A 26,579-nucleotide genomic window follows, 5' to 3' on the forward strand; every position below is an offset into this window, starting at 1 on the left:
TTAACTCTTCTCTGTAGCGACCGACACTTTATCGATTCCGATCTTCCTGGCCGCGTCCGCGATCAGGGCAACCTTCTCGATGCTCGCTTTCTTATCGGGCTGAATCACCAACCACCCAGTCGGGTTTTCCGCGTAGAGACGCTCCAGGGTGTTTTTCACCAGGCGATCGTCTACCTGCTCTTTGGCAATCCAGATTTCGTCGTTGTCGTTAATCGCTACCAGAATAGAGGCGGCTTTGAGGTCAGCGGTAGTCGCTTCCGGCTTGACAACATCGACGCCCGGTTCCTTGATAAAGGTCGCGGTGACGATGAAGAAGATCAGCATGATGAACACCACGTCCAGCATGGGCGTGAGGTCAATCGCTTGCCCTTCTTCTTCCGCCGTAGTCTGTTTTCTGCTCATTGCAACTCTCTCTAGCGAAATGCTATTAGCGAGATTTGGCCTTGTGGCGCCCTCACCTCACAACGTGACAGTGAGAGCGCCCTGAATTGGCTAAACCTTCCGGTTCGCGGACCCGTCTCCGGGGAGACTGGCCCGCGCACCTTTACTGTGGTGCCGTCAGTGATCCATCGTCAGATGGTCTTCCAGCAGCTGGGTTTCACGCTGTGCGGTACGGGTGATGTATGTGTTGGCAAACACCCCGGACAGTGCGGTCACCATACCCGCCATGGTCGGGATGGTGGCCATGGATACACCGCTGGCCATTTGCTTGGCATCACCACCACCGGTGATCGCGAGAACCTCGAACACGTTGATCATGCCCCAAACAGTGCCCAGCAGACCGAACAACGGCGCAAGGGCGACACAGGTCTGGATCATGTCCAAGTTGGAGTCGATTTTCTCGGATACCCGGGAAACCAGTGCGTGGCGGATCTGGTGGGCGTTCCAGGATTTGCGCTCGGGGCGCGCCTCCCAGGCGTCCATGGCAGTCTGAACATCGCGCTTCAGACCACCTTTGAAGTAAAAGACCCGCTCGAAAATCAGCGTCCACATGAAGAAGGTCAGGCCGGCGATCAGGAGTAGTACTGGCCCGCCCGACGCCATAAAGGCGTTGACGGCGGCCCATGCGTCATTCAATGCGTGCATGTTGCCGCCTCCTCTTATTTACGCTCAGCGTTTTCTGCAACGATACCGGCACTCTGCTCGTCCAGGATGTGCAGGATACGCTTGGCGCGGCCGTTCACGATGGTGTGCAGCAGCACGGTCGGGATAGCCACAACCAGACCCAGAACGGTGGTCACCAGTGCAGAAGAGATACCGCCGGCCATTGCCTTGGGATCGCCCGCGCCGAAGATGGTGATCGCCTGGAAGGTGATGATCATACCGGTAACGGTACCCAGCAGACCCAGCAGCGGGGCCACCATGGCGATGATCTTCAGCAGGTTCAGACCGGATTCGATGGCCGGACGCTCTTTCAGCACCGCTTCTTCCATCTTCAGTTCCAGGGTCTCGCCGTCTACACCTTTGTTCTCTTCCGCCACAGCCAGAACACGACCCAGCGGGTTGTTGGTGTTCGGAGTGGAGGAACGCAGCTGTGCATTTACCTTGGCATTCACACCGGACAGTACCAGCAGACGCCATACGGCCAGCAGCAGAGCAACAACACCAACCGCGGAGATGATGTAGCCTACGATGCCACCCTGGTGCCAACGCTCGACGATGCTCGGGCTTGCGATCATGGCTTTCAGGTAAGAACCGCCAGTAGGACCGGTGGGGTCAACACCGAAGGGGCTGAAGCCGCTGGTCGCTGCCTGCAGGTCAGCCGCCATGCTCAGGTATTTACCGTCAGGCTGGCGAATCAGTTCCGCCATCTTCTGGTTTTCGTTCATTTCCAGGTACTTGCCGTTGGAAACCAGGTTGAAGTTACCAACACGTACGATTTCCTGCTCGGCCTGCTCGCCGTCGGGCTTGATCACAGTACCGCTGAACTTCACAACCTTGCCGGATTCCACGGTCTCACGCTGCAGTTCGTACCACAGACGCTCGATTTCCTGGATGGTTGGCAGCTTGGTGGCGGAGTTCATTTTGTCGATCAGCTGATCGAGGAACTCGGCGCGGCCCGGATACTGGGCGGATACCAGAGAGGTGTCCAGATTGGCGCGCAGGTCGCCAGCGGTGGAGGTCAGGTGACCGAACAGTTCTTTCAGAGAGCCGAGGCGCTCGTCCAGCTGCTGGCGCTTCTGTTGAACCAGCAGTTCCTGTTCTTCGTACTTCTTCTCCAGCGCCGCGGAGCGGGCTTCTTCGGAAGTGCGGGTGTTCTCGGCCTGGCTCAGCAGGGAAGCCTGGTTGGCTTTCTGGCGACGGAAGTCGTCTTCACGCTTCTTGTGCTCGGCAGATTCTGCAACTTTGGACTGCTGAACCATCTTCAGCAGCTGGTCCAGGGAGGTAGCTTTGTCCTGGGCCACAGCGGAAACGCTGATCAGGCCAGCCGCTGCTACGGCAAAGACGCGTTTGGCGATAGAGGTTTTCATTGCGCAGCCTCCGGAGCCGGAATCGGCATAGTCATGATGTCGGTAGTAGCCTGTTTCTTGGCAATTTTCAGACCCTGCATGATGGCGCGGCGGTATTCGCCAGCGTCGATCTCAACCCATGCTTTCTGATCTTTGTCGTAAGCCAGGGAGATTTTGGAATCGGTGGTCTGGGCTACCAGGGCAATACGGCCAACCTGCAGCACGTTTACTTCGCGATCCTGACCGTTCACGTTCAGGGTGTCGCCGTAGCTGTCGATCTTACGCGCGTATTCCGCTTCGAAGTTGTACAGTTCCAGCACCTGACGGAATTTTTCCGCTACAGTGATATCGGAACGGTCCATATTATTCTTGACGCCTTCGAGGTTGGCCTTACGCTCGGCCAGTTTGAAGGGGGCGTCCAGTTCGATGAACTGCTCCAGGCCGTCCAGCATACGCAGGATCAACGGCTGGATCTGACGCTCGATCACGGTTACCTGGTCGATGGACTCGTCCAGATCCTTGATCACGGCCAGCTGGTTGGCCAGCTGCTTTTCGAGCTGACGGTTGTATACGCGCAGACCGTCAATCTCTTTGTTTACCACTTTGAACTGCTGAAGCAGGTCAGAGGTTTCCTGAGCGATCTTGTCGATGCGCTTTTGAGATGCAGTTGCGGCAGCAGTTTTCTGCTCGCCAACCTTGAGTACGGTGTCGAGAGTATCCGCAGTGGCTACGCTACCGTACAGTGCGCCGGCAGACAGCGCAGTGGTCAGCGCCACAGCCATGAATCGCTTGGTTTTCATTAGACCCCCCAGTGGGTTCGATATTTCACAACATGGTCGCGATGAATTAGCTGCCACAACGCGGTAGTTTTAGGCTTGAAGACAGCTAAGAGCCGCACATTGTAAACAGCCGATTTGATTATTCAAATGCCGATTGACTGCACCGCCGAAGCTGTGTAGCTGGGTAACACTCGGGTAACACCCTCGGGTTTCATGCACACATTTGCGGCGGATTACGCTGTGCAACAGTTGGCCAAAACTACCCGATTGGGTATTTTTTAGTCAACCTGTTTTTTATTAAACCTGTCGTACTGGACTATGCAGTAGTTGTATTCATCCTTATCCGAGGCGGGGTAACAGTCCCGCCCGGACTCCTGCCAGTCGCTGTCCAGCACCGGAAAGAAGGCGTCTCCCTCCACCTCCGCATCCACTTCGGTGATATACAAACGCCGTGCCAGCGGCATGGCCTGGCGGTAGATCTCCGCGCCGCCAATCACCATGATCTCTTCTGCGCCATCGCGCACAGCCGCCTGTTGCGCCAGTGCCAGCGCCTGTTCCAGGGATGCCGCCACCGCCACCCCAGGCGCGCGCCAGTCGGGATTGCGGGTGATAACGATGTTCTCGCGCCCGGGCAGCGGGCGGCCAATGGATTCGAAGGTCTTGCGCCCCATGACCACCGGCTTGCCGAGGGTGGTGCGCTTGAAGAACTGCAGGTCGCCGGAGATCCGCCAGGGCAGCGTATTCTCGCGGCCGATGGCGCGGTTGCGCGCCATGGCGACAATCATCGCCAGCGGTTTATCGACCGCAGCCATTACACCGCCACCGGCGCGGGAATATGTGGATGCGCTTCGTAGCCCAGCAGCTCGAAATCCTCGAAGCGGAATTCGAACAGGTCCTTCACTTCCGGGTTCAGGCGCATCTGCGGCAGCGGCAACGGCTGCCGCGACAACTGCTCCTCCACCTGTTCCGCATGGTTGGAATACAGGTGGGCATCGCCAAAGGTATGCACAAAATCGCCGGGCTCCAGATCGCAGACCTGCGCCAGCATTAGAGTCAGCAGAGCGTAGGAGGCGATATTGAAGGGCACTCCGAGAAAGATATCCGCGCTGCGCTGGTACAGCTGGCAGGACAACTTGCCGTCTGCCACGTAGAACTGGAACAGAGCGTGGCACGGAGCCAGCGCCATCTTGCCAGCGGCGGCGTTGGCGCTCGGCGAAACACCCTCATCCGGCAGGTCCGCAGGGTTCCAGGCACTGACGATCAGGCGGCGGGAATCCGGGCGGGTCTTGAGCTGATGAACCAGCTCCTTGATCTGGTCGATATGACGGCCATCCGCGGTGGGCCAGGAGCGCCACTGGTAGCCGTAGACCGGGCCGAGTTCGCCGTCTTCTGTGGCCCACTCGTCCCAGATGCGCACGCCGTTGTCTTTGAGGTAGCCAATGTTGGTATCCCCCTGCAGGAACCACAGCAGCTCATGGATGATGGAGCGCAGGTGGCACTTCTTGGTGGTGATCAGGGGGAACCCCTCGGACAGGTCAAAGCGCATCTGGTAGCCAAACACGCTGCGGGTGCCGGTGCCGGTGCGGTCGCTCTTCAGGGTGCCGTTGTCGCGCACGTGGCGCATCAGGTCGAGATATTGCTTCATCTATATACGTATTCTTGAATCCGGTTTATTTGGCAGCGCTTTTTTTCAGCCTGGCGGCGTCTTTGCCTGCCGCATCCCCCTGCCCTCGCCCATCTGGCAAGGGTTGGGTGCGGTAGCTCCACACCAGAATGATGACGCCTGCGGCGATCATCGGCAGGCACAGCAGCTGACCGCGGGTCAACCAGCCGAACAGGACCGGCACCCCCACATCCGGCTGGCGCACGAACTCCACCAGGAAGCGGAAGATGCCGTACAGCAGGACAAACAGGCCGCCGACGGCAAGGCGCGGGCGCGGCTTGCTGGAGAAGATCCACAGCACCACGAACAGCACCAGCCCCTCCAGAAAGGCCTGGTACAGCTGGGACGGGTGGCGCACCAGTTGTTCGGGGTCGCGGGGAAAGACCATACCCCAGGGCACATCGGTCTCCCGACCCCACAGCTCCTGACCGATAAAGTTGCCGATACGCCCAAGCCCGAGGCCGATGGGAACCAGCGGCGCCACGAAATCGATCAGAGTGGGGAAGGTGGTGCCGATCTTGCGCGCGTATATGGTGGCCGCCACCATCACGCCGATGAGACCGCCGTGGAAGCTCATCCCCCCCTCCCAAACCTTGATCAGGCTGAGGGGGTGGGCGATCAACTCATTGAAGTTGTAAAAGAACATGTAACCGAGACGACCGCCCACCACGACGCCGATGGCACAGAACAGGATCAGGTCCTCGACTTCGGACTTGATTACCGGTGACCAGGGCTTGGCGGCCCGGCGCATGGCCAGCCACCAGGCGGCGGCAAACCCCGCCAGGTACATCAGCCCGTACCAGTGAATCTTGAGCGGGCCGATGGCCAGGGCAACGGGATCAATCTCGGGGTAAGTCAGCATGCTCAAACCGCGGTTGTTCAAAGTGGGCGTTATTATGGCACTGACAAAATGACGAATGCGAGCTGACATGTGCCTGCTGTTGATTGCCTACCGCCAGCACCCCCGCTATCCACTGCTGTTGCTGGCCAATCGGGATGAGTTTTACCGCCGCCCCACCGCGCCCGCACAACCGTGGGAAGATAGCAACGTCGTCGCCGGACGGGACCTGGAGGCGGGCGGTACCTGGCTGGGTATCGCCCCCGGCGGCCGAGTGGCGGCGGTGACCAACATGCGCGAGCCAGGAGCGCCGGAGCCCGCCGATCTGCTGTCCCGCGGTGAAATCCCGGTGGGGTTTCTCGCCGGCAATACCAATCCCACCAGTTACGCACACGCCCTGCCCGGCGCGCGCTACCGGGGCTTCAACGCCCTGCTGTTCGACCCGCGGGCGGAGCCGCCGCTGGTGTGCGCCGGCAACCGCCACCGCCCGTTTGCCATGACACCGGGCCTCCACGGTATCTCCAATGGCGCGCCGGACGATCCCTGGCCTAAAGTCACGCGCGGCTGCAACGCACTGGCGGCGCTGGTGCAGAACCTCCCCGAAACCCTGGACAGTGAGAACTTTGCCGCACCGGCGCTCGCCCTGCTCGCTGACACCAACCGCGCACCGCGGTCACAACTGCCGGAAACCGGCGTGAGCGCCGCGATGGAGTCCGCGCTCTCTTCCATCTTCGTGCGCATCACCGCGCAGGAACTTGCCCGCGACCGCACGTTGATGGCCGACGGCTACGGCACCCGCGCCAGCACGCTGGTAGCCGTAGACAGCGATGGAGGAGTGCAACTGTGGGAGCAGGGCTTTGCCGACGGACTGGTCAGCGGTGCGCTGCGACACTTTTACCTCCCCCCTGCACGCTCTACATCTCCCTAAGGTGAAATGAAGTTGGCGCCAAGCAAATTCCGTATTTGTTGCCATACTTATTTTCACAGGCACGCGGATGTTGAGAAACGCGCAATGCGCACTCGAACTCCGCCTAATAAAAGGAAGGTCGCGCGGGATGCTCGGCTTAGGTGCGCCGTCGGCGGTGAGCAGTCATTGCCGGGGCTTCGGGAGAGGCGCACCGAAGGTTGGGAAGGTATGAACGATCGGGCCCCCGGCTTCCGCACTGTAATCCGGCGCCCTGCAGTATCGCTGAGGTACCATGTCATATTTCATTCCAGAGCGACGCAAACGCAAATCGCCACTGCCGGCCATCTTTCTCGGCGGACTGTGCGCTTTTGCGCTTTATTACGCCTTTAATGCCAATCAGCAAACGGTACCGGTGCTGCCGGAAAATGCCGTGCGCCCGCATCTGGTGAACTGGCTGGAAGACAATCCGGATGCATGGCCCGCCCAGGACCCGATCTTCAACCCGGTGGCAGTGCGCCGCATCTACCGTCGCACCGACTACCGGCTGCTGTGGTTCGACAACTACAACCTGAGCGATACCGCCAACGACCTGCTCAAGCAGCTCACGGCATCCAGCTCCGGCAACCCGAGCAGCATGGTGGACTATCGCTACCACCTGGGCTATTTCGACCGCACCCTGCGCGATACGCCGCAGCGCCTGCAGATGGCCGCGGTGCTGGATGTGCTGCTCACCGATGCGTTCATTTCCTATGCTCAGGATACCCAGCTGGACAAGCTCAGACCGGATGGGCGAAAAAACCAGCCGCGACTGCGCGGCCGCGACATCACTCCGGTGAACCTCACCGACGGCGGCTTCCAGATGGCCAGCGCCCGCAGTGATGCCGCGGAGGAAATGCTTTACGCCGCCAACGACACCGGGCGCCAGTATTTCCGCGGCTATAACCGCGAAAACCGCAGCGCACAGACCATCGACCGCTCCCGCTACGTCACCCAGGGCGGCAGTTACAGCCGCGGTTCCAGCTACAGCTCCAGTTACGGCGGCGGCAGCTATGCTCCGCGCTATTCCACACGCGCCTATCCGCAGAGCTATCCGCGGGTGATGCCGAGATTCCGCAACCTGCAGGATGAGGGCGCAGGTCTCGCTCCCGCCCACGGCGAGGGCATGCTGATCGAGGAGAACACCCCCTTTGGCAGCGACGCCCAGGCCCTGCGCGAACAGTTGGCGCGCTATCGCGATATGGCCGCAACCGGCCAGTGGCGGCCTCTGCCCGCGGGGCCGGCGATGACCCTCGGTGCCAAACACGCCAATGTCGTGCACCTGCGCAACATGCTGGCCCTGTATGGCGACTATCCGAGTTACGGCTACGGCGCCGACTTCAGCAGCAACAAGTTCGACCAGCGGCTGCACGAGGCGGTGGTGCGCTTCCAGATCCGCCACGGTCTCAAACCCGACGGGATCGTGGGCAAGCAGACCCGGGAGCGCATGAACATGTCGCCCTCCGCGCGCGCCCACATCATCGAGACCAATATCCGCCGCCGCGAGAAACTGCCGGCGGACCTCGGCAGCCGCTTCATTCAGGTGAATGTGCCCGGCTACACCCTCAACTACGTGGAACATGACCGGATCAAGCTGTCGATGAACGTGGTGGTGGGCAAGAAGGTGCACCAGACCCCGGAGATCAACACCCGCGTCGCACGCGTGGTGTTCAACCCCACCTGGACCGTGCCCCGCAGTATCCTCGTGAACGAAATACTGCCCAAGGCCCGCGCCAATCCCCACGGCATGGAAAACATGGGTTACCGGGTGGTGAATGGCAGCGGCGACTATCTGCCGCTCACCTCCCAGAACCTCAAGTCTGCGGCGGCCGGCGGTTTCCTGATGCGCCAGAAGGGCGGCGAGCAGAACATCCTCGGCCGGGTCAAGTTTGAGATCCCGAACTCGGATGACATCTATCTGCACGACACCCGCGCCAAGAGCCTGTTCGGACTCACCGATCGCGACTACAGCCACGGCTGTGTGCGCCTGGCCAAACCGCGCCAGCTGGCCGAAATACTGCTGCGGGACGAACCGGGCGACTGGAGCCGCTACCGCATTGAGCAACTGACCACCGGCGACGAGACCACCGAGGTGAAAATGAGCCAGAACGTGAAGGTCTACATCACCTACTGGACCGCCTGGGTCGATGGCCAGGGCCGGATGCACTTCCGCCCGGACATCTACGGCAAGGACGGGCTCGCCGCCAACCAGTTCAACTGATCCCCTCAACCCCACTTCTCTCACTGCCCACCACACTGCCGGGTAGAGGAAACACCCGGCAGTTATTCCGAAAGTACCCGAAGTCCCCTCTGCGAATACCCCAATCGTATTTGGCGCCAATCCGGTCACAAGTTACCAATTAGGAACACAGTTTCCGCCCAGCGCGCGCTGTGAATCTCGGTTTCTGTGTATTTCGGTTCGAGCAATTGGTAGTTCAGGGGTCAGAGATGGGAAACAAGTTGGGTCTTCCGCTGGGTTTCAGCGCCGCCGTGATACTGACGTTCACCGCGGAAACACTGGCCAACCAGTCATCCGGCGCAGAGGCCACCACATCGCCGCCGACCGCCAGCAGCGCTGACACTCCCGACAATGCTTACAGCCCCTTTACGCCCTATGGACGGCAGTATGCACTGATGCGGGAAGAGTTGGCCCGCTATCGCGCCCTCAGCCAAGGGGACCAGTGGCAACCACTGCCCGACGGGCAGACCCTCGCCCCCGGTGTGCGCGACGCCCGCGTCAAAGTACTGCGCGGGCTGCTGATGCAGTACGGCGACCTCCCTCTGAACGGAGACATGGCGGATGCCGCGCACACGCCTGGTAGTCAAAGGGACAACGCCCCCGCAGAGCTCTACGATCACAGCGTGCGCCAGGCAGTGGAACGCTTCCAGCGCCGCCACGGACTGCGCGCCGATGGCATCGTCGACCGCGCGACCCGCGAGCACCTGAACACACCGCCGGCGCATCGACTCGCCACACTTGCCGCGAATCTGCAGCGCTGGCAGAAAATGCCCAAAGATCTCGGCTCCCGCTACATTCTGGTGAACATCCCCGAGTACACGCTGCGCCTGGTGGATGGCGAGCGGGAGCAGTACCGCATGCGTGTGGTGGTGGGCAAAGCCAAGCACCCGACGCCACAACTCAGCACCCGCATGACCCAGGTGGTGTTCAACCCCACCTGGACCGTGCCGCGCAATATCGCCGTGCGCGAGCTGTTGCCGAAGGGCACCGCCAATCTCAGTGCCGGCGGCTACCGGCTGGTCAACAACCGCGGCAAATCGGTGCCCTTCAGCGGCGGCAACCTGCGCGCCCTGCGCCTCGGCAGCGTGGCGCTGCAACAGCGCGGGGGCGAGGGCAATGCACTCGGGCGCTTCAAGTTCGTCATCCCCAACCAGCAGGCCATCTTCCTGCACGACACCCAGAAAAAGGAACTGTTCGGGCGCAGCCAGCGCGCTTTCAGCCACGGCTGCGTGCGTCTGGAAAAACCCCAGGAATTGGCACAGATCATTCTCGCCAGCCATACCGCCAAGCCGGACAAGTGGAACGGCGAACGCCTGACCCGCTATACCAGTGGCACCCGCACCCGCGCGGTTACCCTCGAGCAGCCCATCCCCGTGCATATCGCCTACTGGACCGCGTGGGTGGATCAAGAGGGAATGCTGAATTTCCGCCCGGACATCTATGGTCGCGACCGAGTGGAAGATGAGGCCGCGGAAGAAGACAGTGCCGCTGTACGCGCTGACGGCGAAGATCCACGCGCCGCCGATGAGTGAGAAACGGGGGTCCCATGCGCCATAAAAACTGCACCACAGAGCCCATCCCTCTGCACATCCGTGCCCGCCATTTCTCCCTGATGGTCGCGCTCGGTTGCTGCGCGCTGCTGCCCATGGCGGAGATAGCCCGGGGCGAGACACTGCCGACCGAGGCCACCACCAGCGCGGCCCCAGAAACCGGCCCCACCGGAGCCGGCAGAGAGGCGGGCCTCGCGGCCCATGCCAGTGAGATCGTGAACGACCCGGATATTGCGGTAAATGCGGAAATTGACGTCGACCGCACGGAATCCTCCAGCAGCGGCCAGGAATCCGAAGAGCGTGAAAATGACAGCGACCGCCGGGACACGCCCCCCGGGGAAACCGCCCCGTCCGGCGAGCGCACACCCGCCGCGACGAACAACGGCCAGCCTCTGGACCGGCACCCGGACAAAGACAGCGCCATTGACTTTGCCACTGCGGGCAATGCCCTGCGCGCACAGGCCGCGCGCTACCGCGCACTGACCAGCCACTGGCAGGCCATAACCCCCGGCGCACCGCTGAAACCCGGCGATCGCGGCCCGCGAGTCGCACAGTTGCGCAGACTGCTGCAGCAATATGGCGACTACACCGGACAACCCGGCCCTCTGACCGCAGGTGGTGTCGACCGCCAGCGTTTCGACGCCGGCCTGCAGCTGGCGGTTGAGTCCTACCAGCGCCGGCACGGTATGGAAGTCACCGGCCGGGTGGACAGATCCACACTGAAAGAGCTGGCAAAGCCGCCACAGGAGCTGGCGCGCCTGCTGGAGTTGAACGCCGAGCGCTGGGACCAGCTGCCGGCCGCCCCCGGTAACCGCTACATTCTGGTAAATGTGCCCGACTACCAGCTGCAACTGGTCGACCGCCGCAAGGTGGTGCTGAGCATGAAAACCGTGGTGGGAAAAAGCAGCAAGCGCACCCCGGAGATGACCACCCGGGTGGTATCGGTGGTATTCAACCCCACCTGGACCGTACCCCGCAGCATCCTGCTCACGGACCTTTTACCCAAAGCGCGCAACAACCCCGAGGCCATGCACAAACGGGGCTACCGGGTGGTGAAATACGGCACCAATACCACCACCCCGATCAGCGAGGAGAGTATCGAAAGCGCCGCCAGCGGCAAGGCCACCCTGCGCCAGATCTCGGGTCCCGGTAACACCCTCGGGCGGGTAAAGTTTGTGATTCCCAACAAACAGGCGATTTTCCTGCACGATACCCAGGCGCAGAGCCTGTTCGAGCACCGTCACCGCGCCTTCAGCCACGGCTGCATCCGCCTGCAGCAACCGGAGGAACTGGCCTACGCGCTGCTGACCGCACAGGGTTGGGACCGCACCCAGGTCGCCCAGGCCGCCACCGGGGATGAATCCCTCACTATCAAGGTAGAAAATCCGCCGAGACTGTTTATCACCTACCTGACCGCCTGGGTGGATGCGCTGGGGCGCGTGCAGTTCCGACCCGACATCTACCATCGGGACCAGTGACCATCGCGCCGGTTTCCGTAGTGGAACGCCAGCGGCAGCATCCGGATCTCACCGATTTGAGTACATTGTCCACCCCGGCATGCAAACCGGCTGCGCTACCTGCAGCACTTAGCTAGCGCCACCAAAGCCAGGGAATCCAAGGCTCCGAAGCCGTTCCCCAGGCAGATATCCCACCCTCCAGAAAAGCTGAATCTTCGGTCGCAAAAAAATAAAGTTTCAATTATGACAACGTTGTCACCAGGTTTCCGGGTGATTTCCCACCAGAACAGGCAAAAAAAATTCACGGCCGTTAGCGTGCTAGAAAAAAATATCAAGGCTGTTTTTCGATCAATACGTCATTAGCTCTGCCTGGTTTGTAACCAAAGATTATTTTTTGTACAGTGCTGTCATACCGAGTTGGCACAGGAAGCAACTCACGATCCAGAGGATTGAAAGACACACTCACTACAGACCAAAGGCGGTAACAGGGTATGAAAGAACTTTCCAGACGCAGGTTTTTGGCAGTTTCTGCAGCTACCGCGGCGGCGGTTTCGGCCGGCCCCGCGCTGGCAAAAGTTGGCACGTCGCGCAACCTCAAAATGCGCAATCTGCATACAGGTGAACGCCTGAATGCCGCCTACTGGGCGGGGGGCGACTACGACAGCAGCGGCCTCAAGCAGTTCAACCGGCTGCTGCGGGACCACCGCGCAAACGAAGTGACGCGCATGGACCCGAAGCTGTTCGACATTGTGTACAAACTGAAAGAAAAGTTGAACTTCAACGGTGAGATCGAAATCATCTCCGGCTACCGTTCGCCGAAGACCAACGCCAAGCTGCGCGCAGCGGGCCGCGGCGTGGCGCGCCGCAGCTACCACACTCGCGGTATGGCGCTCGACATCCGCATGCCGGGTGTCTCGCTGGCCAAGCTGCGCCAGGCGGCACTGGACCTCAAGGCAGGTGGTGTCGGCTACTACCCGAAGAGCAACTTTGTGCACGTAGACACTGGCCCGGTTCGCCGCTGGTAATCAGCGACAACCGCTAGAAACGAAAAAACCCAGGTTCCCCCTGGGTTTTTTTATGCCGGCGTGGGGTGCCGCGTTACTCCGCTGGCGCCTGCAGGCTAACCGGAGTGATGTCCTCTTCCCGTGCCGGTACCCGGGTATCACCGGAGATCAGCCCAATCAGAACGTCTATCTGCTGACGGCTGCGCTGCAATTCCGCAGGAGCGGCAAGTTCGATCGGGTCCTCCATTTTCAGCAGCCGCTCTTCAAGCTCGCCAAAGGTCTGTGCCAGGGCGGCGGTCTGGCGCTGGTCCAGCAGCAATTCCGCGAGACCACTGCCACTCTCCGGCAGCCAACAGGCCTGCAGGTTGCGCAGCATCGCCAGCAGCGCCTGTTTGGAATCCGCGGCGAGCGGGCTTTCTACATCGCTTTCGGAGCTTTCCGGAATTCGCGGCAACACCTCATTGCGCAGCATGTCCAGATGCGCCGAGCGAATCCACTGCACCCGCGCCACCGGCACCTGCGCCAGGTAGCGCTGCGACAGGTCGTTGGCCGTCAGCGGCCAGCGGGCGGCGAGCGCGGCGAGGTCCTCGCTGATTCCCTCGGCGATAAGACGAGTGAGCTCGCGGCGGCGGTTGGCGGCCTGGGCCTCCGGCTGTTCACCGCCGCTGGCAGCCACAAACTGCTCCGCACTGCGCTCACTGGTGGGCCCCCAGAGCATGACCTCCAACGCGTGGAACCCGGTACTGGCCTCCTCGTGTGCAGTGAGGCGGTGCTGCTTGCGCAGGTTGGCCAGCGTCAGCTCGATCGCCGTGTCATTGACGATCCCACTGTTGGAATAGCCCGGCACGGTATCCAGATACCCGGCCTGCACGGGCCAACTATTCAGGGCCAGCAGCAATTCGCTGCCCTCGTGCTGCAGGTCCGCCGGGGAAAAAGCCACCTTGATAAACGGCAGTGCCGCGGCCAACTCGCGGTGGGCGTCAAGCCACGCCAGCTTCGCCGCCTCCAGGTGATCCTCCGTCGGCGACGCCAACAGCTGGGTCACCGCGCGCGTGAGCGCCTGGGCCGCCGCCTCGGCGTCGATCACCTGCGCCTGCCCGGCGCTCCAGTACTCGGTGGAAAAACCCTCGGCCGCGGCTTGATCAATCACCGCGGCGGGCGCTGCCGGCGCACTCTGCTCCGCGCCGGTTTCGACCTTCTGGCGCTCGCAACCCGCGGCGAACAACAACCCACACACGGCCAGTGCCAGTGCGGTGCGGGGAAATAAGACAGCGTGGAAAAAATGATGCTTGTGTACTGCGCTTTTCACGTGTTGTCCCGAATTCCTGAACATTGAATGACTGTGCTTCAAAGCGTCCGGCAATTGCCCTGTAAGCGACCGCCCGCTCAAAGATCCAATGCGCTGACGAAAGCGTCGATATCGCCGCGCAGGCTGATCACCTGCCAGCCGCGACTCAAGGCTTCATCGCGCAGCCGCGCGTCCGGGTCCACCGCTACCGGGTGTTCCACCTGAGACAACAGTGGCAGGTCATTGATGGAGTCGCTGTAAAACCATTTTTCACCGCGGGCGTACTGCGGGTTCTGCTCCAGCCACTGCTGCAAGCGCACCACCTTGCCCTCCTGGAAACAGGGATGCCCCGCCACCTGGCCGGTGAAGCGGCCGTCCACTTCCTCGGGCTCCGTGGCGAGCAGGGTGTCGACGCCGAGCCGCGCGACGATGGGTTCCACCACGAAACGGTTGGTGGCGGTAATGACCATGATGTGGTGACCGGCGTCGCGGTGGCGCTGGATCAGGGTCTCGGCGTGGGGAAGCCAGATCTCGCTGATCACCTCCTGCATGAATTCCCGCTGCAGGCTCTGCAGCTGACCGCGAGACAACTGCGCCAGCGGCTCCAGAGCAAATGTCAGATAGGCGAAAATATCCAGATCACCGCTCTGGTAGTCGCGGAAGAAGCGGTCGTTCTCACTGCGGAAACGCTCGCCGTCCACGCAGTCGCGGGCCACCAGGAACTCCCCCCAGGCGTGGTCGCTATCGCCACCGATCAGGGTGTTGTCCAGATCAAAAATCGCCAGCTGCACAAAAATCTCCTTAGTTGACTATAGGGCACACAGGGCATTTCTGACGCCCGATCTTGCCATTTCCGCGCGGTGTGACCGGCTGGCGCGGAAAAGTGCCCAAGGCGGGAGATTTTACCCCGACGCCGCCGGGCTTACACCGACTGGCGTCACTGAATTGCCGTAATTCAGTCCCTGTGGAACAATGCAGAACATTATGGTGTGCGGGGCAACCAAAGCCTTGGCAATCCGCACCACGAAAATTTGAGGACGGCATTTTGGGCGACGGCAAGCAGACATCCGCCGGGCGAAAGAACCGCCGCAGACCCGCCAGAGCCTCCGCGCAACAGGACAATTCCGGCGGCAAACCAGCCCGCAGGCCGGGCGCGGAGACCGCTGGTACCAATTCAGACAGCAGCAACAATATCGACAGCGAGGGCTTTCGTCCCAATGTCGGCATCATTGTTCTGAACGAGCGCGGACAGGCTCTCTGGGCGCGCAGGGTCGGCGGCAAAGACGCATGGCAATTCCCCCAGGGGGGCATCAATCCCGGTGAGACAGCGGAACAGGCGCTGTATCGCGAACTGTACGAGGAAATCGGGCTGACCCGCAGCCAGGTCACGTTGCTCGGCAGTACCCGCGGCTGGTTGCGCTACCGGCTTCCGCAGCGGCTGGTGCGCAAGCGCTCAGAGCCACTGTGCATCGGCCAGAAGCAGAAGTGGTTTCTGCTGCAGCTGGCCGCCGATGAAAGCAACATCAGTTTCAATAATGGTTACAAACCGGAATTTGATCACTGGCGATGGGTGAGTTACTGGCACCCGTTGACCAAGGTGGTGACCTTCAAGCGGGAGGTCTACCGGCGCGCGCTCACCGAGCTGGCGCCCACGCAAATACAATTGGAAAGACGCTGGCTGAATCGCACCCAGTAACCTCGTGACACCCGGCCGGCGCCGGGTATCACAGGCGGGCATCGGCCCAGCGGGGCTCCGCACACGGCGCGGAGTCGGATAACGACGGCGAGGAAAGCCACTTTGCTTGGATCACTGCGCAGTATCGTTCAGGAAGTCAACACCGCACGGGACCTGCCGTCGGTGCTGGACATCATTGTCCGGCGGGTGCGGGAGGTCATGCACACCAAAGTGTGCTCGGTGTACCTGCGCGACAAGCAATCCGGCAACTATGTGCTGATGGCTACCGAGGGCCTCAACCAGGACGCGGTGGGCCAGGTGCACCTGGCCCCTGGCGAAGGCCTTGTCGGTAACGTCGCCACCCGCGAGGAGCCGATCAACCTCGAACAGGCCGAAGCCCACCCCGCCTACCAGTATTTCCCCGCCACCGGCGAAGAGCGCTTTTCCTCCTTTCTCGGCACCCCCATCATTCACCACCGCGTGGTGCTCGGCGTACTTGTGGTACAGCAGGCGGAGCGGCGCCGCTTCGACGAAGGCGAAGAGGCCTTTCTCGTCACCCTCTCCGCCCAACTCGCCGGGGTTATCGCCCACGCCGAGGCCACCGGTGCCCTGGCCACCATGGGCCAGCAGCGCAACGAAACCAAATTCAGCGGCCTCGCCGCCTCCCCTGGCGTCGCCATCGGCCGCGCTCACATCATCGCCCCGCAGGCAAACCTGGCCACCGTACCCTACGCCTGCACCATGGATATCGATGCCGAACTGGCATTGTTCCACCAGGCCCTGGGCGCGGCGCGCAGCGAAATCCGAGATGTGGGCGAGCGCCTCAAAAACGACTTGAACAAGGAAGAGCGCGCGCTGTTCGATGCCTACATCAGCATGCTCGACGACAGCTCCATCGCCGTCGAAGTGTGCGAGCGCATCCGCCAGCAACTCACCGCCAGCCGCGCCTGGGCGGAAGTGATGCTGGAGCATGTGCGCCGCTTCGAGGCCATGTCTGACTCCTACTTCCGCGACCGCGCTGCCGATGTGCGCGATCTCGGCGCGCGGGTGCTGATGCACCTGCGCCAGCAACAACAGAGCCAGCGCGACTACCCGGAAAACACCATCCTGATCGGCGAGGAATTAACCGCTTCGGTGCTGGCCGAAGTGCCGCGGGAAAAGCTCGCCGGGCTGATCTCGGTCAAGGGTTCCGCCAACAGTCACGTGGCGATTATCGCCCGCGCCATGGGCGTGCCCGCGGTAATGGGCGCCCAGGAGTTGCCCTGGGAGCAGGTGGATGGGGTGGACCTGGTGTTGGACGGCTACCGCGGCGAGCTGTACCTACACCCGGGGCCGGAGCTGAAGCGCCGCTACGACGCCATTGTCGAGGAGGAGCGCGAACTCGCGCGCAATCTGGACCACCTGGCCAAGCTCCCCGGCGAGACCGCCGACGGCCACCGCGTGCGCCTGTGGGTGAACACCGGACTGATGGCGGATGTGGTGCGTTCGCTCGAACGCGGCGCCGAAGGCGTTGGCCTCTACCGCACCGAAGTCCCCTTCCTGTTGCGCGACCGCTTCCCCTCCGAAGAGGAGCAGCGCGAGATCTACCGCGAACAGTTGCAGGCCTTCGCTCCGCGCCCGGTCACCATGCGCACCCTGGATATCGGCGGCGACAAGGCGCTGGCTTACTTCCCCATCGAGGAAACCAATCCGTTCCTCGGTTGGCGCGGTATCCGTGTAACGCTGGATCACCCGGAAATTTTTCTGGGGCAGGTGCGCGCGATGATGAAAGCCAGCGTCGGCCTCGACAACCTGCGCATCATGTTGCCGATGATCAGCGGTGTGGGCGAACTGGAAGCCGCACGCAAGCTGGTGGACCGCGCCTACGACGAACTGCTGGACGAGGGTTACCAGATCCAGCGGCCACCGCTCGGCATCATGGTGGAAGTGCCGTCGGCGGTGTACCAGGCGCGGGAACTGGCTAAGCGCGTGGACTTCATGTCGGTGGGCAGCAACGACCTGACCCAGTATCTGCTGGCGGTGGACCGCAATAACAGCCGTGTTGCCAGTATTTATCACAGTTTCCACCCGGCGGTGCTACAAGCGCTGCTGCAGGTGGTGACCGCGGGTCACGAGACCAGTACCAAGGTGGGCATCTGCGGCGAACTCGCGGGCGACCCGGGCGGAGCCCTGCTGCTGGTGGCGATGGGCTACGACGTGCTCTCCATGAACGCCACCAACCTGCCGCGGGTAAAAGCTGCATTGCGGGAAGTGAACAAATCGGAACTGGACCGGTTGCTGCAGCAGGTGCTGCTGATGGAGTCGCCGGAGCAGATCGAGGAGAAATTGCGGGGCTATCTGCAGGATCTGGGGATCGGCGGGCTTGTGCAACCGCAACAGACAGAGGTCAGTTCCGGATCATAGCGTTCAAACCACTGGGCTTGTCCGCCACTGAATTCAAACTCCGCATAGTTCACACCAACAAAAACGCCGGGCAGTGCCCGGCGTTTTTGCATCTGCTCAGAGGAAAATCAGTCCTCTTCGCTCTCCGCTTTATACGCGTCAGCGTCCAGCAGCTTGTCCAGCTCGCTTTCATCGCTCGGCTTGATGCGGAAGAACCAGCCGTCGTCGTAGGGGCTGGAATTCACGGTTTCCGGCGCATCGGCCAGTTCCTCGTTCACCGCAATCACTTCACCGGAAATCGGTGAGTAGATATCGCTGGCGGCTTTTACGGATTCCACCACACCGGCCTCTTCACCGGCAGACAGGACCTGACCCACTTCCGGAGTTTCCACGTACACCACATCGCCCAGCGCATCCTGGGCGTGGTCGCTGATACCGACGGTGACGGTGCCATCTTCTTCCAGACGCGCCCACTCGTGGCTGGAGGCGTATTTCAGTTCGCTGCGAATCTCGCTCATGGGCTCTTCCCTCAAAATTGGCTTAAAAATTAAGCTGCTAAACAGTGTATTCGGTATTCATTGCGACGAGCGGCCGCGCCGCTCACCAGACTCACACCAGCGATTTGCCGTTGCGTACAAAGCTCGGCTTCACCACCCGCACCGGAACCAGTTTGTTGCGGATTTCCACCTGCGCCGTGTCGCCAACACTCACCGGCACCCGGGCCATGGCAATGGAGTAACCCAGGGTGGGGGAGAATGTGCCGCTGGTGATGATACCGCGGCTTTCAGCGCCGTCTACCACTACCTGCTGTCCGGCGCGCAGAACACCGCGGTCTTCCAGCACCAGACCGACCAGCTTGTTGGCGACACCCGCCGCTTTTTCCTGCTCCAGCGCTTCGCGACCGATGAACTTGCGCTCCGCCGGCTCCCAGGCAATGGTCCACGCCATATTCGCCTCCAGCGGCGAGGTGTCGTCGTCCATCTCGTGACCGTACAGATTCATGCCCGCTTCCAGACGCAGGGTGTCGCGCGCGCCGAGGCCGCAGGGAGCCACACCCACATCCGCCAGTGCCTGCCAGAAACCGGGGGCATCTTCGTTGTTGAGCATGATTTCAAGGCCGTCTTCACCGGTGTAGCCGGTGCGCGCCACAAACCAGTCGCCGCGGGCGACACTGCTGAAGACTTTCAGCCCGTCGATGGCAGCGGTCCAATCGATGCCGAGCACCTGCTTGACCTTGTCGATGGCCTGCGGCCCCTGAATAGCAACCATTGCGAGATGCGGGCGCTCGGTGAGGGTGACGTCAAAATTACTCGCCTGCGCGTTCATCCACGCAAGGTCTTTCTCGCGGGTGGCACAGTTCACCACCACCCGGTATCCGGGATCGCGCAGGTACACAATCAGGTCGTCCACCACGCCGCCGTTTTCATTTAGCATGCCGGTATACAACGCCTTGCCCGGATTGCCGTCGAGCTTGGCGACATCGTTCGCCACCAGGGTGCGCAAGTAGTCGCGCGCACCGGCGCCATCCACATCGACCACGGTCATGTGGGAAACGTCGAACATGCCCGCATCTTTGCGCACCTTGTGGTGCTCTTCCAGTTGTGAACCGTAGTGCAGCGGCATGTCCCAGCCGCCGAAATCCACCATTTTGCCGCCCATGGCGACGTGGGTATCGTAAAGCGCGGTTTTATTTCCCATTCTGTGCTGAATCCCGTGTGGTGAAATCAAAGTGGCGGCCTGGGTCCGGCCCACCGGCAAAGCGGCGTATTCTACCGGCCGCACAACCACGGAAGCCAGACGCCAAACCTCTGCAAAGACTAGCAGCCGCAGTGAAAAATATTACCCACAGTCCCCGGCTCGCAGCGCAGCCTGCCCCTCAGCAGGCGTCACGCTATATAAATATGCGAAAAAAGAACTTTTGGTACTAAGGCGATTGCAGTAGCTTTAGCCGTCAATCGTTTCGAACAAATACACGCTGCTATGGACTGGTCTGGCTGGTTTTCCCTGTTTCTCGTCTTCGCCGTGCTGGCCACGCTGATTTTCACCCGTATCCAGGCCTATCTGGTGATGATGGCCGCGCTCACCCTGCTGAGCGTCAGCGGCATTCTCACTCCGGAGGAGGCCCTTTCCGGTTTCGGCAACAGCGGGCTGATTACCGTTGCCGCGATGTTTGTGGTCGCCACCGGCATTCACGCGTCCGGCGGCATCGACATGCTGGTCAGACATCTGCTGGGGCGGCCCAAAACCATCCGCGGCGCCATGCTGCGCGTGTTTGCGCCGGTGGTGGCGCTGTCCGGCTATCTCAACAACACCCCGGTGGTAGCCACCATGATCCCGGCGCTGAACGCCTGGGCCAAGCGCATCGACATTGCCCCCTCCAAACTGATGATCCCGCTCAGCTACGGCGCGATTCTCGGCGGCACCCTTACCCTGATCGGCACCAGCACCAATCTCGTGGTCAACGGCCAGTACCAGGCCATCACCGGCAATGAGGGGTTCTCGCTGTTCTCCATCGCCGCGGTGGGTTTGCCGGCGGCGCTGATCGGCGTGGCGTTCATGCTGGTTTTTTTCCCCCGCTGGCTGCCGGACCGACGCGAGAAAAAGCCCTTCGGCAATCTGCGGGAGTTCACCCTGGAAGTAGCGGTGGACAGCAGCGGCCCCCTGGTCGGCCAGACAGTGGAAGACGCGGGCCTGCGGGGCCTGCGCCGGGTCTACCTGGTGGAAATCGAGCGCGGTGATCGCGCGATTGCACCGGTCCGCTCGGACGAAAAGCTGCGCGGTGGCGATCGCCTGGTCTTCGCCGGCGATACCGAGGCCATTTCCGATCTGCTGCGCATGCGCGGTATCGTGCCCTCGGATCACGACGATGGCGAGGCCACGCTCAAAGCATCCACGGAAGAGCGCCGCCTGGTGGAAGTGGTCGTCTCGCCCCATTGCGATGTTATCGGCAGCAGTATCCGCGACGCCCAGTTCCGCAAGCGCTACGGCGCCGCGGTCCTGGCGGTGGCGCGGGAAGGCCGGCGTGTGCCCGGCAACCTCGGCAGCATAAAGTTGAAGGCGGGCGACTCACTGCTGCTGGAAGCCCGCCCGGGTTTCGTGTTGCGCCAGCGCTACAGCAAGGACTTCCTGCTGATCAACGATCTGGAAGCTGAGAGCCCGCGTCACGAGAAAGGCCTCACCGCCTGGCTGATTCTCATTGCCATCGTGCTCGCCGCCGGTACGGGTGTGATCAGCATGCTGAACGCCTCGCTGCTCGGCGCCGGCGCCATGCTGATTGCCCGCTGCTGCTCGGTGAACCAGGCGCAGAAAAGCCTCGACCTGCCAGTACTGATTACCATTGCCGCCTCTTTTGCGCTGGGTGTCGCACTGCAGAAAACCGGTGTCGCCGGCGCGATCGCGGAAACGGTCATTTCCCTGTCCCACGGCTATCCGTGGCTGATGCTGATTCTGGTGTACCTGTGTGTTTCCACATTGACAGAAATGGTCACCAACAACGCTGCCGCCATCATCATGGTGCCCATTGTGCTGCAGATGACCGGCAGTGCCGGACTGAATCCGGAGCCCTTTATGTTCGCGATCATGATGGGTGCGTCCGCAAGCTTCGCCACACCGCTGGGTTACCAGACCAACCTGATGGTGTACGGCCCCGGCGGCTACCAGTTCTCGGACTATCTCAAAGTGGGCCTGCCCATGAACCTGCTGGTAGGCGTGGTGACCATCACCATCCTGCTCACCGGCTGGGATCTGACCGCGGCGAAATAATCCGAGCCCGGGTATTTTTGCTGGCGCGGCGGGGGAACCGGCTGTATAAATAGCGACCGATTCAACCCGCCGCCCTGGCGCACCCCGGAATACCCGTTTGAACGCCGTACCCTCTGTACCTTCTGCCATTGCCGACGCAGCCCTGTCACCAGTGGACGAAACCTGGCGCCGCGGACCTGATGACGAAGATCCACTGGATCGCATCGCCAGCGCCTTGCGTGAAACCGGGTATATCGTTCTGCCCGCGCCTCTTCCCCCGGCGCTACTCGGTTCGCTGCTGCGGCATTTCCGCTCCATCGACCGCGCGCGCTTTCAAAGCGCCGGTATCGGCCGCGATCAGGAGCACCAGCTCAATCAGTTTGTGCGCACCGATGAAATTTTCTGGCTGGATAAGTCCAACCCGGCGGTAGCGGCCTACCTGAACTGGGCGGAGACATTGCGTCTGGGCCTGAACCGCCGGCTGTTCCTCGGTCTGTTTGATTACGAGTGCCACTACGCGCGCTACGACCGCGGCAGCTACTACAAAAAGCATATGGATGCCTTCAAGGGCGGCACCAATCGCATCGTCAGCACGGTGCTGTACCTGACGCCGAACTGGCAGCCGCAGGATGGCGGCGAGTTGCAGATCTATGCCCCGGAGAGCGATACGGTGATCGAGAAGGTGGCACCGAGGTTCGGGCAGATGGTGATCTTCCTCTCGGAAGAATTCCCCCACGAGGTACTGACCAGCAACCGGCCCCGCTACAGCGTTACCGGGTGGTTCCGGGTGAACAACAGCCTCGGCGAGACCATCGATCCGGCGCGATGATTGCTCGAGGAAGATAAGAACACGGATGTTCCCGCGAAGGTACTGATGCCGGGTGCAACCTTGTGAGACCTTCACCGCCATGGATGGCGGTGCAGAGCCCCCAGGGATGGGTACACGGCGTGTCTCACAAGGTTGCACCCGGCATCAGTACCGCCACCTAACTTTCTACAACGTTTTCTTTTTCGAAACCAAAATTCACTTCATTTAATGAACCGCCGCCACCGCGCGCAGCAGTTCGGCGAAATTCTCCGGCCGGTCAATGGGGTACTCCAACTGCAAGCGCGCGGCCACATCTTCCGAGCTGATTACGCCACGCACATGGTGATTGTCCACGTCCACCACCAGACAGTGGTGTAAACCACTGCGGCGCATGGTTTCCAGCACATCGCGGATCGACGCGCTGCGCAGCTGCTGGTAGCTCAGCTGCTGCAGGCGATTGCGACGGCGCATCAGGTCGCCCACGGTCAAATCGCCGCGATTGTGCCCCGCCGCCACACACTGCATGACGCGCTGGTAGGAAACATCATCGGCGGTGAGCAGGCCGATAAAATCCCCGCGGTGATCCATCACCAGCACCCAGGAAAGATGCCCGGTGCGCAGTACTTGCGCGGCGTCCAGAGCAGACATGGAAGCGGTCAGCACCGCCGGGTGATGTTTCTTGAAATCGGTAACGAACTTGAGCGCCGGGGAGTCCAGCGTGAGCTCGTGAAATTCTTCCGGGAAAACCACTTTGTCCGCATCTTCCAGCGGAATCAGATCCAGTTTTTTCATGACAACAATTCTCTTCGGTTTTTCGGGCGCAAACTGCCGCTGAGGGGAGAAAGCGGAAACCCCACGCGTATGCGACCCAATGAGTCTGTCGGCGCCGGCGGCAAAGCGGAGAGCCTTCAGCGAACAAATACGCTGCCGACGCCGTTCGATAACATGTGTAAGAAAGAAAATTATTGGCGGGCGGGTGGACCGCGGATGGTGTGGGCGGCGCGAGCCGAGGAAGACGGAAAAGCGACGAGACTGGCAATGGGCGCGGCCAGCGCGCCCGGGAAGACACGGGGTTGTGGCGGAGCCAGCGCGGCGGAGTCGGTCTCCTCCTGCTGTTGCTGGTTGCCACTGTGCAGCAAAACACGCACGACCTTGTCGGCGGAATCCAGCTGCACAGACTGCGACTCCGCGCGACCTTCGGCGCAGAGCAGCATGGATTGCAGCAGTATCAGCAGGATTCCAAAGCGCACGTTACATGCTCACTAAAAATTCGTTGTGACAGGTTGTTTGTTATCCGCCCGCAGACGTGTTTTTTCAAGGGGCTTGCGGTGAACCGTTGTTTTTTTCACTTCAGCGCAAGATGAACGCCGTGGGCAGCGCACAACTGCCACGGCAACTGAGACCCGATATCAGCACCAAGGTTCTAACTTTTTTCCGCTTTGTTCGCAGACTTTTTTGATGGGGATGCGTCTGCTCCCTGCTGTGAGGAATTCTGTTCCCCGTACAGTTTGTCGGCCTGCTGTACATGCCGGCGCATTTCTTCCTGCAGTTTTTCCTGCGGCTCGGGGCCTTCCTGCTCGCGCTGGGCCGCTTCGTCGACCCGCAGTCCATGGCGCTTGGCGCGCAGACGCCACAGGCGTTTGGCCAGTTCCTGGCGGTCGGGGGTTTTATCCGCCTCGTCCACAATTTCTTCCCCCAGCAAGGTCTCGAGTATGTCTTCGAGAGCCAACAGCCCCTCTAGGCCACCGTATTCGTCCACCACGGCGGCGATTTGTACCCGTCGCGCGAGCATCTTGTGGAATGCCTGGTAGATCGCGGCCGTCTCCGGCAGCATCAGCAGGTCCCGGCGCAACTCGCGCAATTGACCATCCCGTTCGCCGCGGCAAAAGGCCTGCAACAGGTCTTGCTTCAGTACAAACCCCACCACCAGATCCGGGTCGTCGTGTTCGTAGACGGGGATTCGGGAAAAGCGGCTGTTTTCCACCGCCTCATAGGCATCAGCAACCGTGATGTCCTGAGACAGGGAAAACACCACAGTGCGCGGCGTCATCACTTCGCGCACCGTATGATCCCGCAGGGTGAAAAACAGGTTGCGCAGAATACTGGACTCCTGGCGATCGAGCTGTCCCTCCGCCTCGCCCAATTCCGCCATCACGGCAAATTCCTCGCGGCTGAAACCGGTCAGTGTGTGCCCCGACGACAACCCCCGGGTGAGCCATTCCGACAACCAAACAAAGGGTTTCAGCACCAGCACCATATAACGCAGGCAATAACCGGTAGCCGGGGCCAGCTTCCGCCAGTACATAGCACCGAGAGTTTTGGGAATGATCTCGGAAAACACCAGGATCAACAGCGTCAGGATCGCCGAGGCAATGCCCAGATACTCATTGCCAAATACCGTCGCGGCCTGGGCGCCGGCACCGGCGGCACCCACGGTATGGGCCACGGTGTTGAGGGTGAGAATGGCGGCAAGCGGCGCATTGATATCATCTTTCAACCGGCGCAGCAGGCGCCCGGATTTGTGCCCCTCCCGCTCCAGCAGAGTGATGTAGGGTCGGGTCACGCTCAGGATGACCGACTCGGCGATAGAGCAGAGAAAGGAAAACCCCAATGCGACGAGCACATAAGTAATCAGTAGCAACATGATGAATCAGAATGTCTTGTGTGTAGGTCCGGAGCCCACCGCCTCGGCGACGTTTCCGGAAAAATAGCGCCGCCCACCACCAGCAACGCAGAACAACAGGCCGAGTATCAACCCCGCGGCAAAACCGCCGATATGCGCAGCATTGGCGATGCCGCCGGCGATGAAATAGTCCACCACTCCCAACATACACACCAGCAGCCATACCACCGCCAGCCAAATGAGAGAGGCCGGCACATCGCGCCATTGGGGCTGCCAGCGCTGTATTACCAGGGCGGCGCCAACCAGTGCGTACACCACGCCGGACATACCGCCGAACAACGTCTGCGGCGACCACAGGTACTGTGCGAGATTCGACACCGGCGCACTGAGCAGCACCAGCAGCGCAAACCACCCGCTGCCGGCACGGGCCTCGAGAGAACGGCCGACAATCCATATCCCGAGACTGTTGAACAGCGCGTGCGGCAGCGAAAAATGAATGATGGCCGGTGTCCACAAGCGCCAGAATTCCCCCCGGGAAAGATGCCACGCCAGTGATGAACCGGACATATCGAAACCGCCGTCGCGCTGCGGGAAAATGACCAGAGCCTCAATCCAGCCCTGGCGCAGCAGCAGCCAGCCAATAAAACACAGGGCGATAAGCACCAGGCAGACCGGCGTCTGCCGCAGCGGCCACTGGGGAATCACGGTAAATGCGGCGACGGGGCCCCGGCCGGCATCGGCAGAATCCGCGACATCGTCGGCGGTATCGCGGCCTTGTGGTTGATGTTCCCCGACGCGGCTTTCCGCTGCGGAAGTCGCCGTTTCCTGGGCCGACGCTGCCGGATTTTCGTCGTATACATGCACAGTCAACTGCGACAGGTCCACCTGCCCCGCCTGCCAGCGCTCCAGCAACTGCTGCATCGGCTGCACCAGCTGTGGCGCCAGACTCGCCACGCACTGGCGATTGTTCTCCTCGCTGATACGCAAAGGCAATTGGTGGCGCTGGATGAACGCCGCCAGTGCAGACAGATCCTGCTGCAGCGGAAATTCGCACACGGTAATCCAGTTACTCAAATCCGGGTCCTTTCAACAGAATGCAAAATCGGGTATCGGAAAAATATCGGACGGGGGACTGTACC

24 protein-coding genes are annotated in these 26,579 nt (G+C 61.3%); 9 read left to right on the top strand and 15 right to left on the bottom strand.

What is annotated here, in order from left to right; all coding sequences use genetic code 11:
- From FDY93_RS10535 to lgt, 7 genes are all read right to left on the bottom strand, one after another.
- Positions 1-402, bottom strand: a complete 402-nt coding sequence (locus tag FDY93_RS10535; RefSeq protein WP_138235698.1) for an ExbD/TolR family protein — start codon at positions 400-402, stop codon at positions 1-3.
- Between the two features lie 156 nt (positions 403-558).
- Positions 559-1,086, bottom strand: coding sequence for a MotA/TolQ/ExbB proton channel family protein (locus tag FDY93_RS10540; protein ID WP_138235699.1), 528 nt, complete (start codon positions 1,084-1,086; stop codon positions 559-561).
- A 14-nt stretch (positions 1,087-1,100) separates the two neighbouring features.
- The gene (locus FDY93_RS10545; RefSeq protein WP_138235700.1) at positions 1,101-2,471 is read right to left on the bottom strand and encodes a MotA/TolQ/ExbB proton channel family protein; all 1,371 of its coding nucleotides are present in this window, start codon (positions 2,469-2,471) and stop codon (positions 1,101-1,103) included.
- Positions 2,468-3,250, bottom strand: coding sequence for a DUF3450 domain-containing protein (locus FDY93_RS10550; RefSeq protein WP_138235701.1), 783 nt, complete (start codon positions 3,248-3,250; stop codon positions 2,468-2,470). Before FDY93_RS10550 ends, FDY93_RS10545 begins: the two co-directional genes overlap by 4 nt.
- A 257-nt stretch (positions 3,251-3,507) precedes the next feature.
- Positions 3,508-4,041 carry a dihydrofolate reductase gene (locus FDY93_RS10555; RefSeq protein WP_138235702.1) on the bottom strand — a complete coding sequence of 178 codons (534 nt, stop codon included), beginning with the start codon at positions 4,039-4,041 and terminating at the stop codon, positions 3,508-3,510.
- Positions 4,041-4,874 carry a thymidylate synthase gene (locus tag FDY93_RS10560; protein WP_138235703.1) on the bottom strand — a complete coding sequence of 278 codons (834 nt, stop codon included), beginning with the start codon at positions 4,872-4,874 and terminating at the stop codon, positions 4,041-4,043. The genes FDY93_RS10555 and FDY93_RS10560 overlap by 1 nt, the downstream gene beginning before the upstream one ends.
- A gap of 25 nt (positions 4,875-4,899) precedes the next feature.
- A complete protein-coding gene (gene lgt / locus FDY93_RS10565; protein ID WP_138235704.1) occupies positions 4,900-5,754 on the bottom strand; it encodes a prolipoprotein diacylglyceryl transferase in 855 nt (284 codons plus the stop codon).
- Positions 5,755-5,809: 55 nt separating this feature from the next.
- On the opposite strand from lgt, the gene FDY93_RS10570 reads away from it, so the two are divergent.
- The 5 genes from FDY93_RS10570 to mepK all read left to right on the top strand — a co-directional run bounded on the left by FDY93_RS10570 (position 5,810) and on the right by mepK (position 12,944).
- Positions 5,810-6,658, top strand: coding sequence for an NRDE family protein (locus tag FDY93_RS10570; protein WP_246068543.1), 849 nt, complete (start codon positions 5,810-5,812; stop codon positions 6,656-6,658).
- A 271-nt stretch (positions 6,659-6,929) separates the two neighbouring features.
- Complete coding sequence (locus tag FDY93_RS10575; protein ID WP_138235705.1) at positions 6,930-8,894, top strand: L,D-transpeptidase family protein; 1,965 nt, start codon at positions 6,930-6,932, stop codon at positions 8,892-8,894.
- 227 nt (positions 8,895-9,121) lie between these two features.
- Positions 9,122-10,444: a L,D-transpeptidase family protein gene (locus tag FDY93_RS10580; RefSeq protein WP_138235706.1), complete on the top strand. Its 1,323-nt coding sequence runs from the start codon at positions 9,122-9,124 to the stop codon at positions 10,442-10,444.
- 14 nt (positions 10,445-10,458) lie between these two features.
- Positions 10,459-11,940, top strand: coding sequence for a L,D-transpeptidase family protein (locus FDY93_RS10585; RefSeq protein WP_246068544.1), 1,482 nt, complete (start codon positions 10,459-10,461; stop codon positions 11,938-11,940).
- A gap of 470 nt (positions 11,941-12,410) precedes the next feature.
- The gene (gene mepK, locus FDY93_RS10590) at positions 12,411-12,944 is read left to right on the top strand and encodes a peptidoglycan L,D-endopeptidase MepK (RefSeq protein ID WP_138235707.1); all 534 of its coding nucleotides are present in this window, start codon (positions 12,411-12,413) and stop codon (positions 12,942-12,944) included.
- A gap of 73 nt (positions 12,945-13,017) precedes the next feature.
- Here mepK and FDY93_RS10595 read toward each other — a convergent pair whose 3' ends face one another.
- A complete protein-coding gene (locus FDY93_RS10595; RefSeq protein ID WP_240914050.1) occupies positions 13,018-14,232 on the bottom strand; it encodes an imelysin family protein in 1,215 nt (404 codons plus the stop codon).
- A 77-nt stretch (positions 14,233-14,309) separates the two neighbouring features.
- A complete protein-coding gene (locus FDY93_RS10600) occupies positions 14,310-15,002 on the bottom strand; it encodes a histidinol-phosphatase (protein WP_138235709.1) in 693 nt (230 codons plus the stop codon).
- A 254-nt stretch (positions 15,003-15,256) separates the two neighbouring features.
- On the opposite strand from FDY93_RS10600, the gene rppH reads away from it, so the two are divergent.
- On the top strand, positions 15,257-15,907 hold the full coding sequence (rppH, locus tag FDY93_RS10605) for an RNA pyrophosphohydrolase (RefSeq protein WP_138235710.1): 651 nt from the start codon (positions 15,257-15,259) through the stop codon (positions 15,905-15,907).
- A gap of 102 nt (positions 15,908-16,009) precedes the next feature.
- Complete coding sequence (gene ptsP, locus FDY93_RS10610) at positions 16,010-18,289, top strand: phosphoenolpyruvate--protein phosphotransferase (RefSeq protein ID WP_138235711.1); 2,280 nt, start codon at positions 16,010-16,012, stop codon at positions 18,287-18,289.
- Between the two features lie 107 nt (positions 18,290-18,396).
- Here the strand turns inward: ptsP and gcvH are convergent, their stop codons facing one another.
- Both gcvH and gcvT read right to left on the bottom strand, forming a co-directional pair.
- Positions 18,397-18,786: a glycine cleavage system protein GcvH gene (gcvH, locus tag FDY93_RS10615; protein WP_138235712.1), complete on the bottom strand. Its 390-nt coding sequence runs from the start codon at positions 18,784-18,786 to the stop codon at positions 18,397-18,399.
- Between the two features lie 91 nt (positions 18,787-18,877).
- Positions 18,878-19,966 (bottom strand): glycine cleavage system aminomethyltransferase GcvT, encoded by a 1,089-nt coding sequence (gene gcvT / locus FDY93_RS10620; protein WP_138235713.1) that lies wholly within the window; start codon positions 19,964-19,966, stop codon positions 18,878-18,880.
- Positions 19,967-20,248: 282 nt separating this feature from the next.
- Here gcvT and FDY93_RS10625 point away from each other — a divergent pair, with 282 nt between their 5' ends.
- Positions 20,249-22,030: an SLC13 family permease gene (locus FDY93_RS10625; protein WP_138235714.1), complete on the top strand. Its 1,782-nt coding sequence runs from the start codon at positions 20,249-20,251 to the stop codon at positions 22,028-22,030.
- 97 nt (positions 22,031-22,127) lie between these two features.
- Positions 22,128-22,838 (top strand): 2OG-Fe(II) oxygenase, encoded by a 711-nt coding sequence (locus FDY93_RS10630; protein WP_246068545.1) that lies wholly within the window; start codon positions 22,128-22,130, stop codon positions 22,836-22,838.
- Between the two features lie 204 nt (positions 22,839-23,042).
- Here the strand turns inward: FDY93_RS10630 and FDY93_RS10635 are convergent, their stop codons facing one another.
- From FDY93_RS10635 to FDY93_RS10650, 4 genes are all read right to left on the bottom strand, one after another.
- Entirely contained in the window at positions 23,043-23,609 is a 567-nt protein-coding gene (locus FDY93_RS10635; RefSeq protein WP_138235715.1) for a CBS domain-containing protein, read from the bottom strand.
- A 170-nt stretch (positions 23,610-23,779) separates the two neighbouring features.
- Complete coding sequence (locus FDY93_RS10640) at positions 23,780-24,067, bottom strand: hypothetical protein (RefSeq protein WP_138235716.1); 288 nt, start codon at positions 24,065-24,067, stop codon at positions 23,780-23,782.
- A 173-nt stretch (positions 24,068-24,240) separates the two neighbouring features.
- Entirely contained in the window at positions 24,241-25,461 is a 1,221-nt protein-coding gene (locus FDY93_RS10645; protein ID WP_138235717.1) for a hemolysin family protein, read from the bottom strand.
- Positions 25,462-25,467: 6 nt separating this feature from the next.
- Entirely contained in the window at positions 25,468-26,514 is a 1,047-nt protein-coding gene (locus FDY93_RS10650) for a rhomboid family intramembrane serine protease (protein WP_138235718.1), read from the bottom strand.
- Positions 26,515-26,579: the final 65 nt, after the last annotated feature.

This window comes from Microbulbifer harenosus (assembly GCF_005771435.1).
Classification (GTDB): Bacteria; Pseudomonadota; Gammaproteobacteria; order Pseudomonadales; family Cellvibrionaceae; genus Microbulbifer; species Microbulbifer harenosus.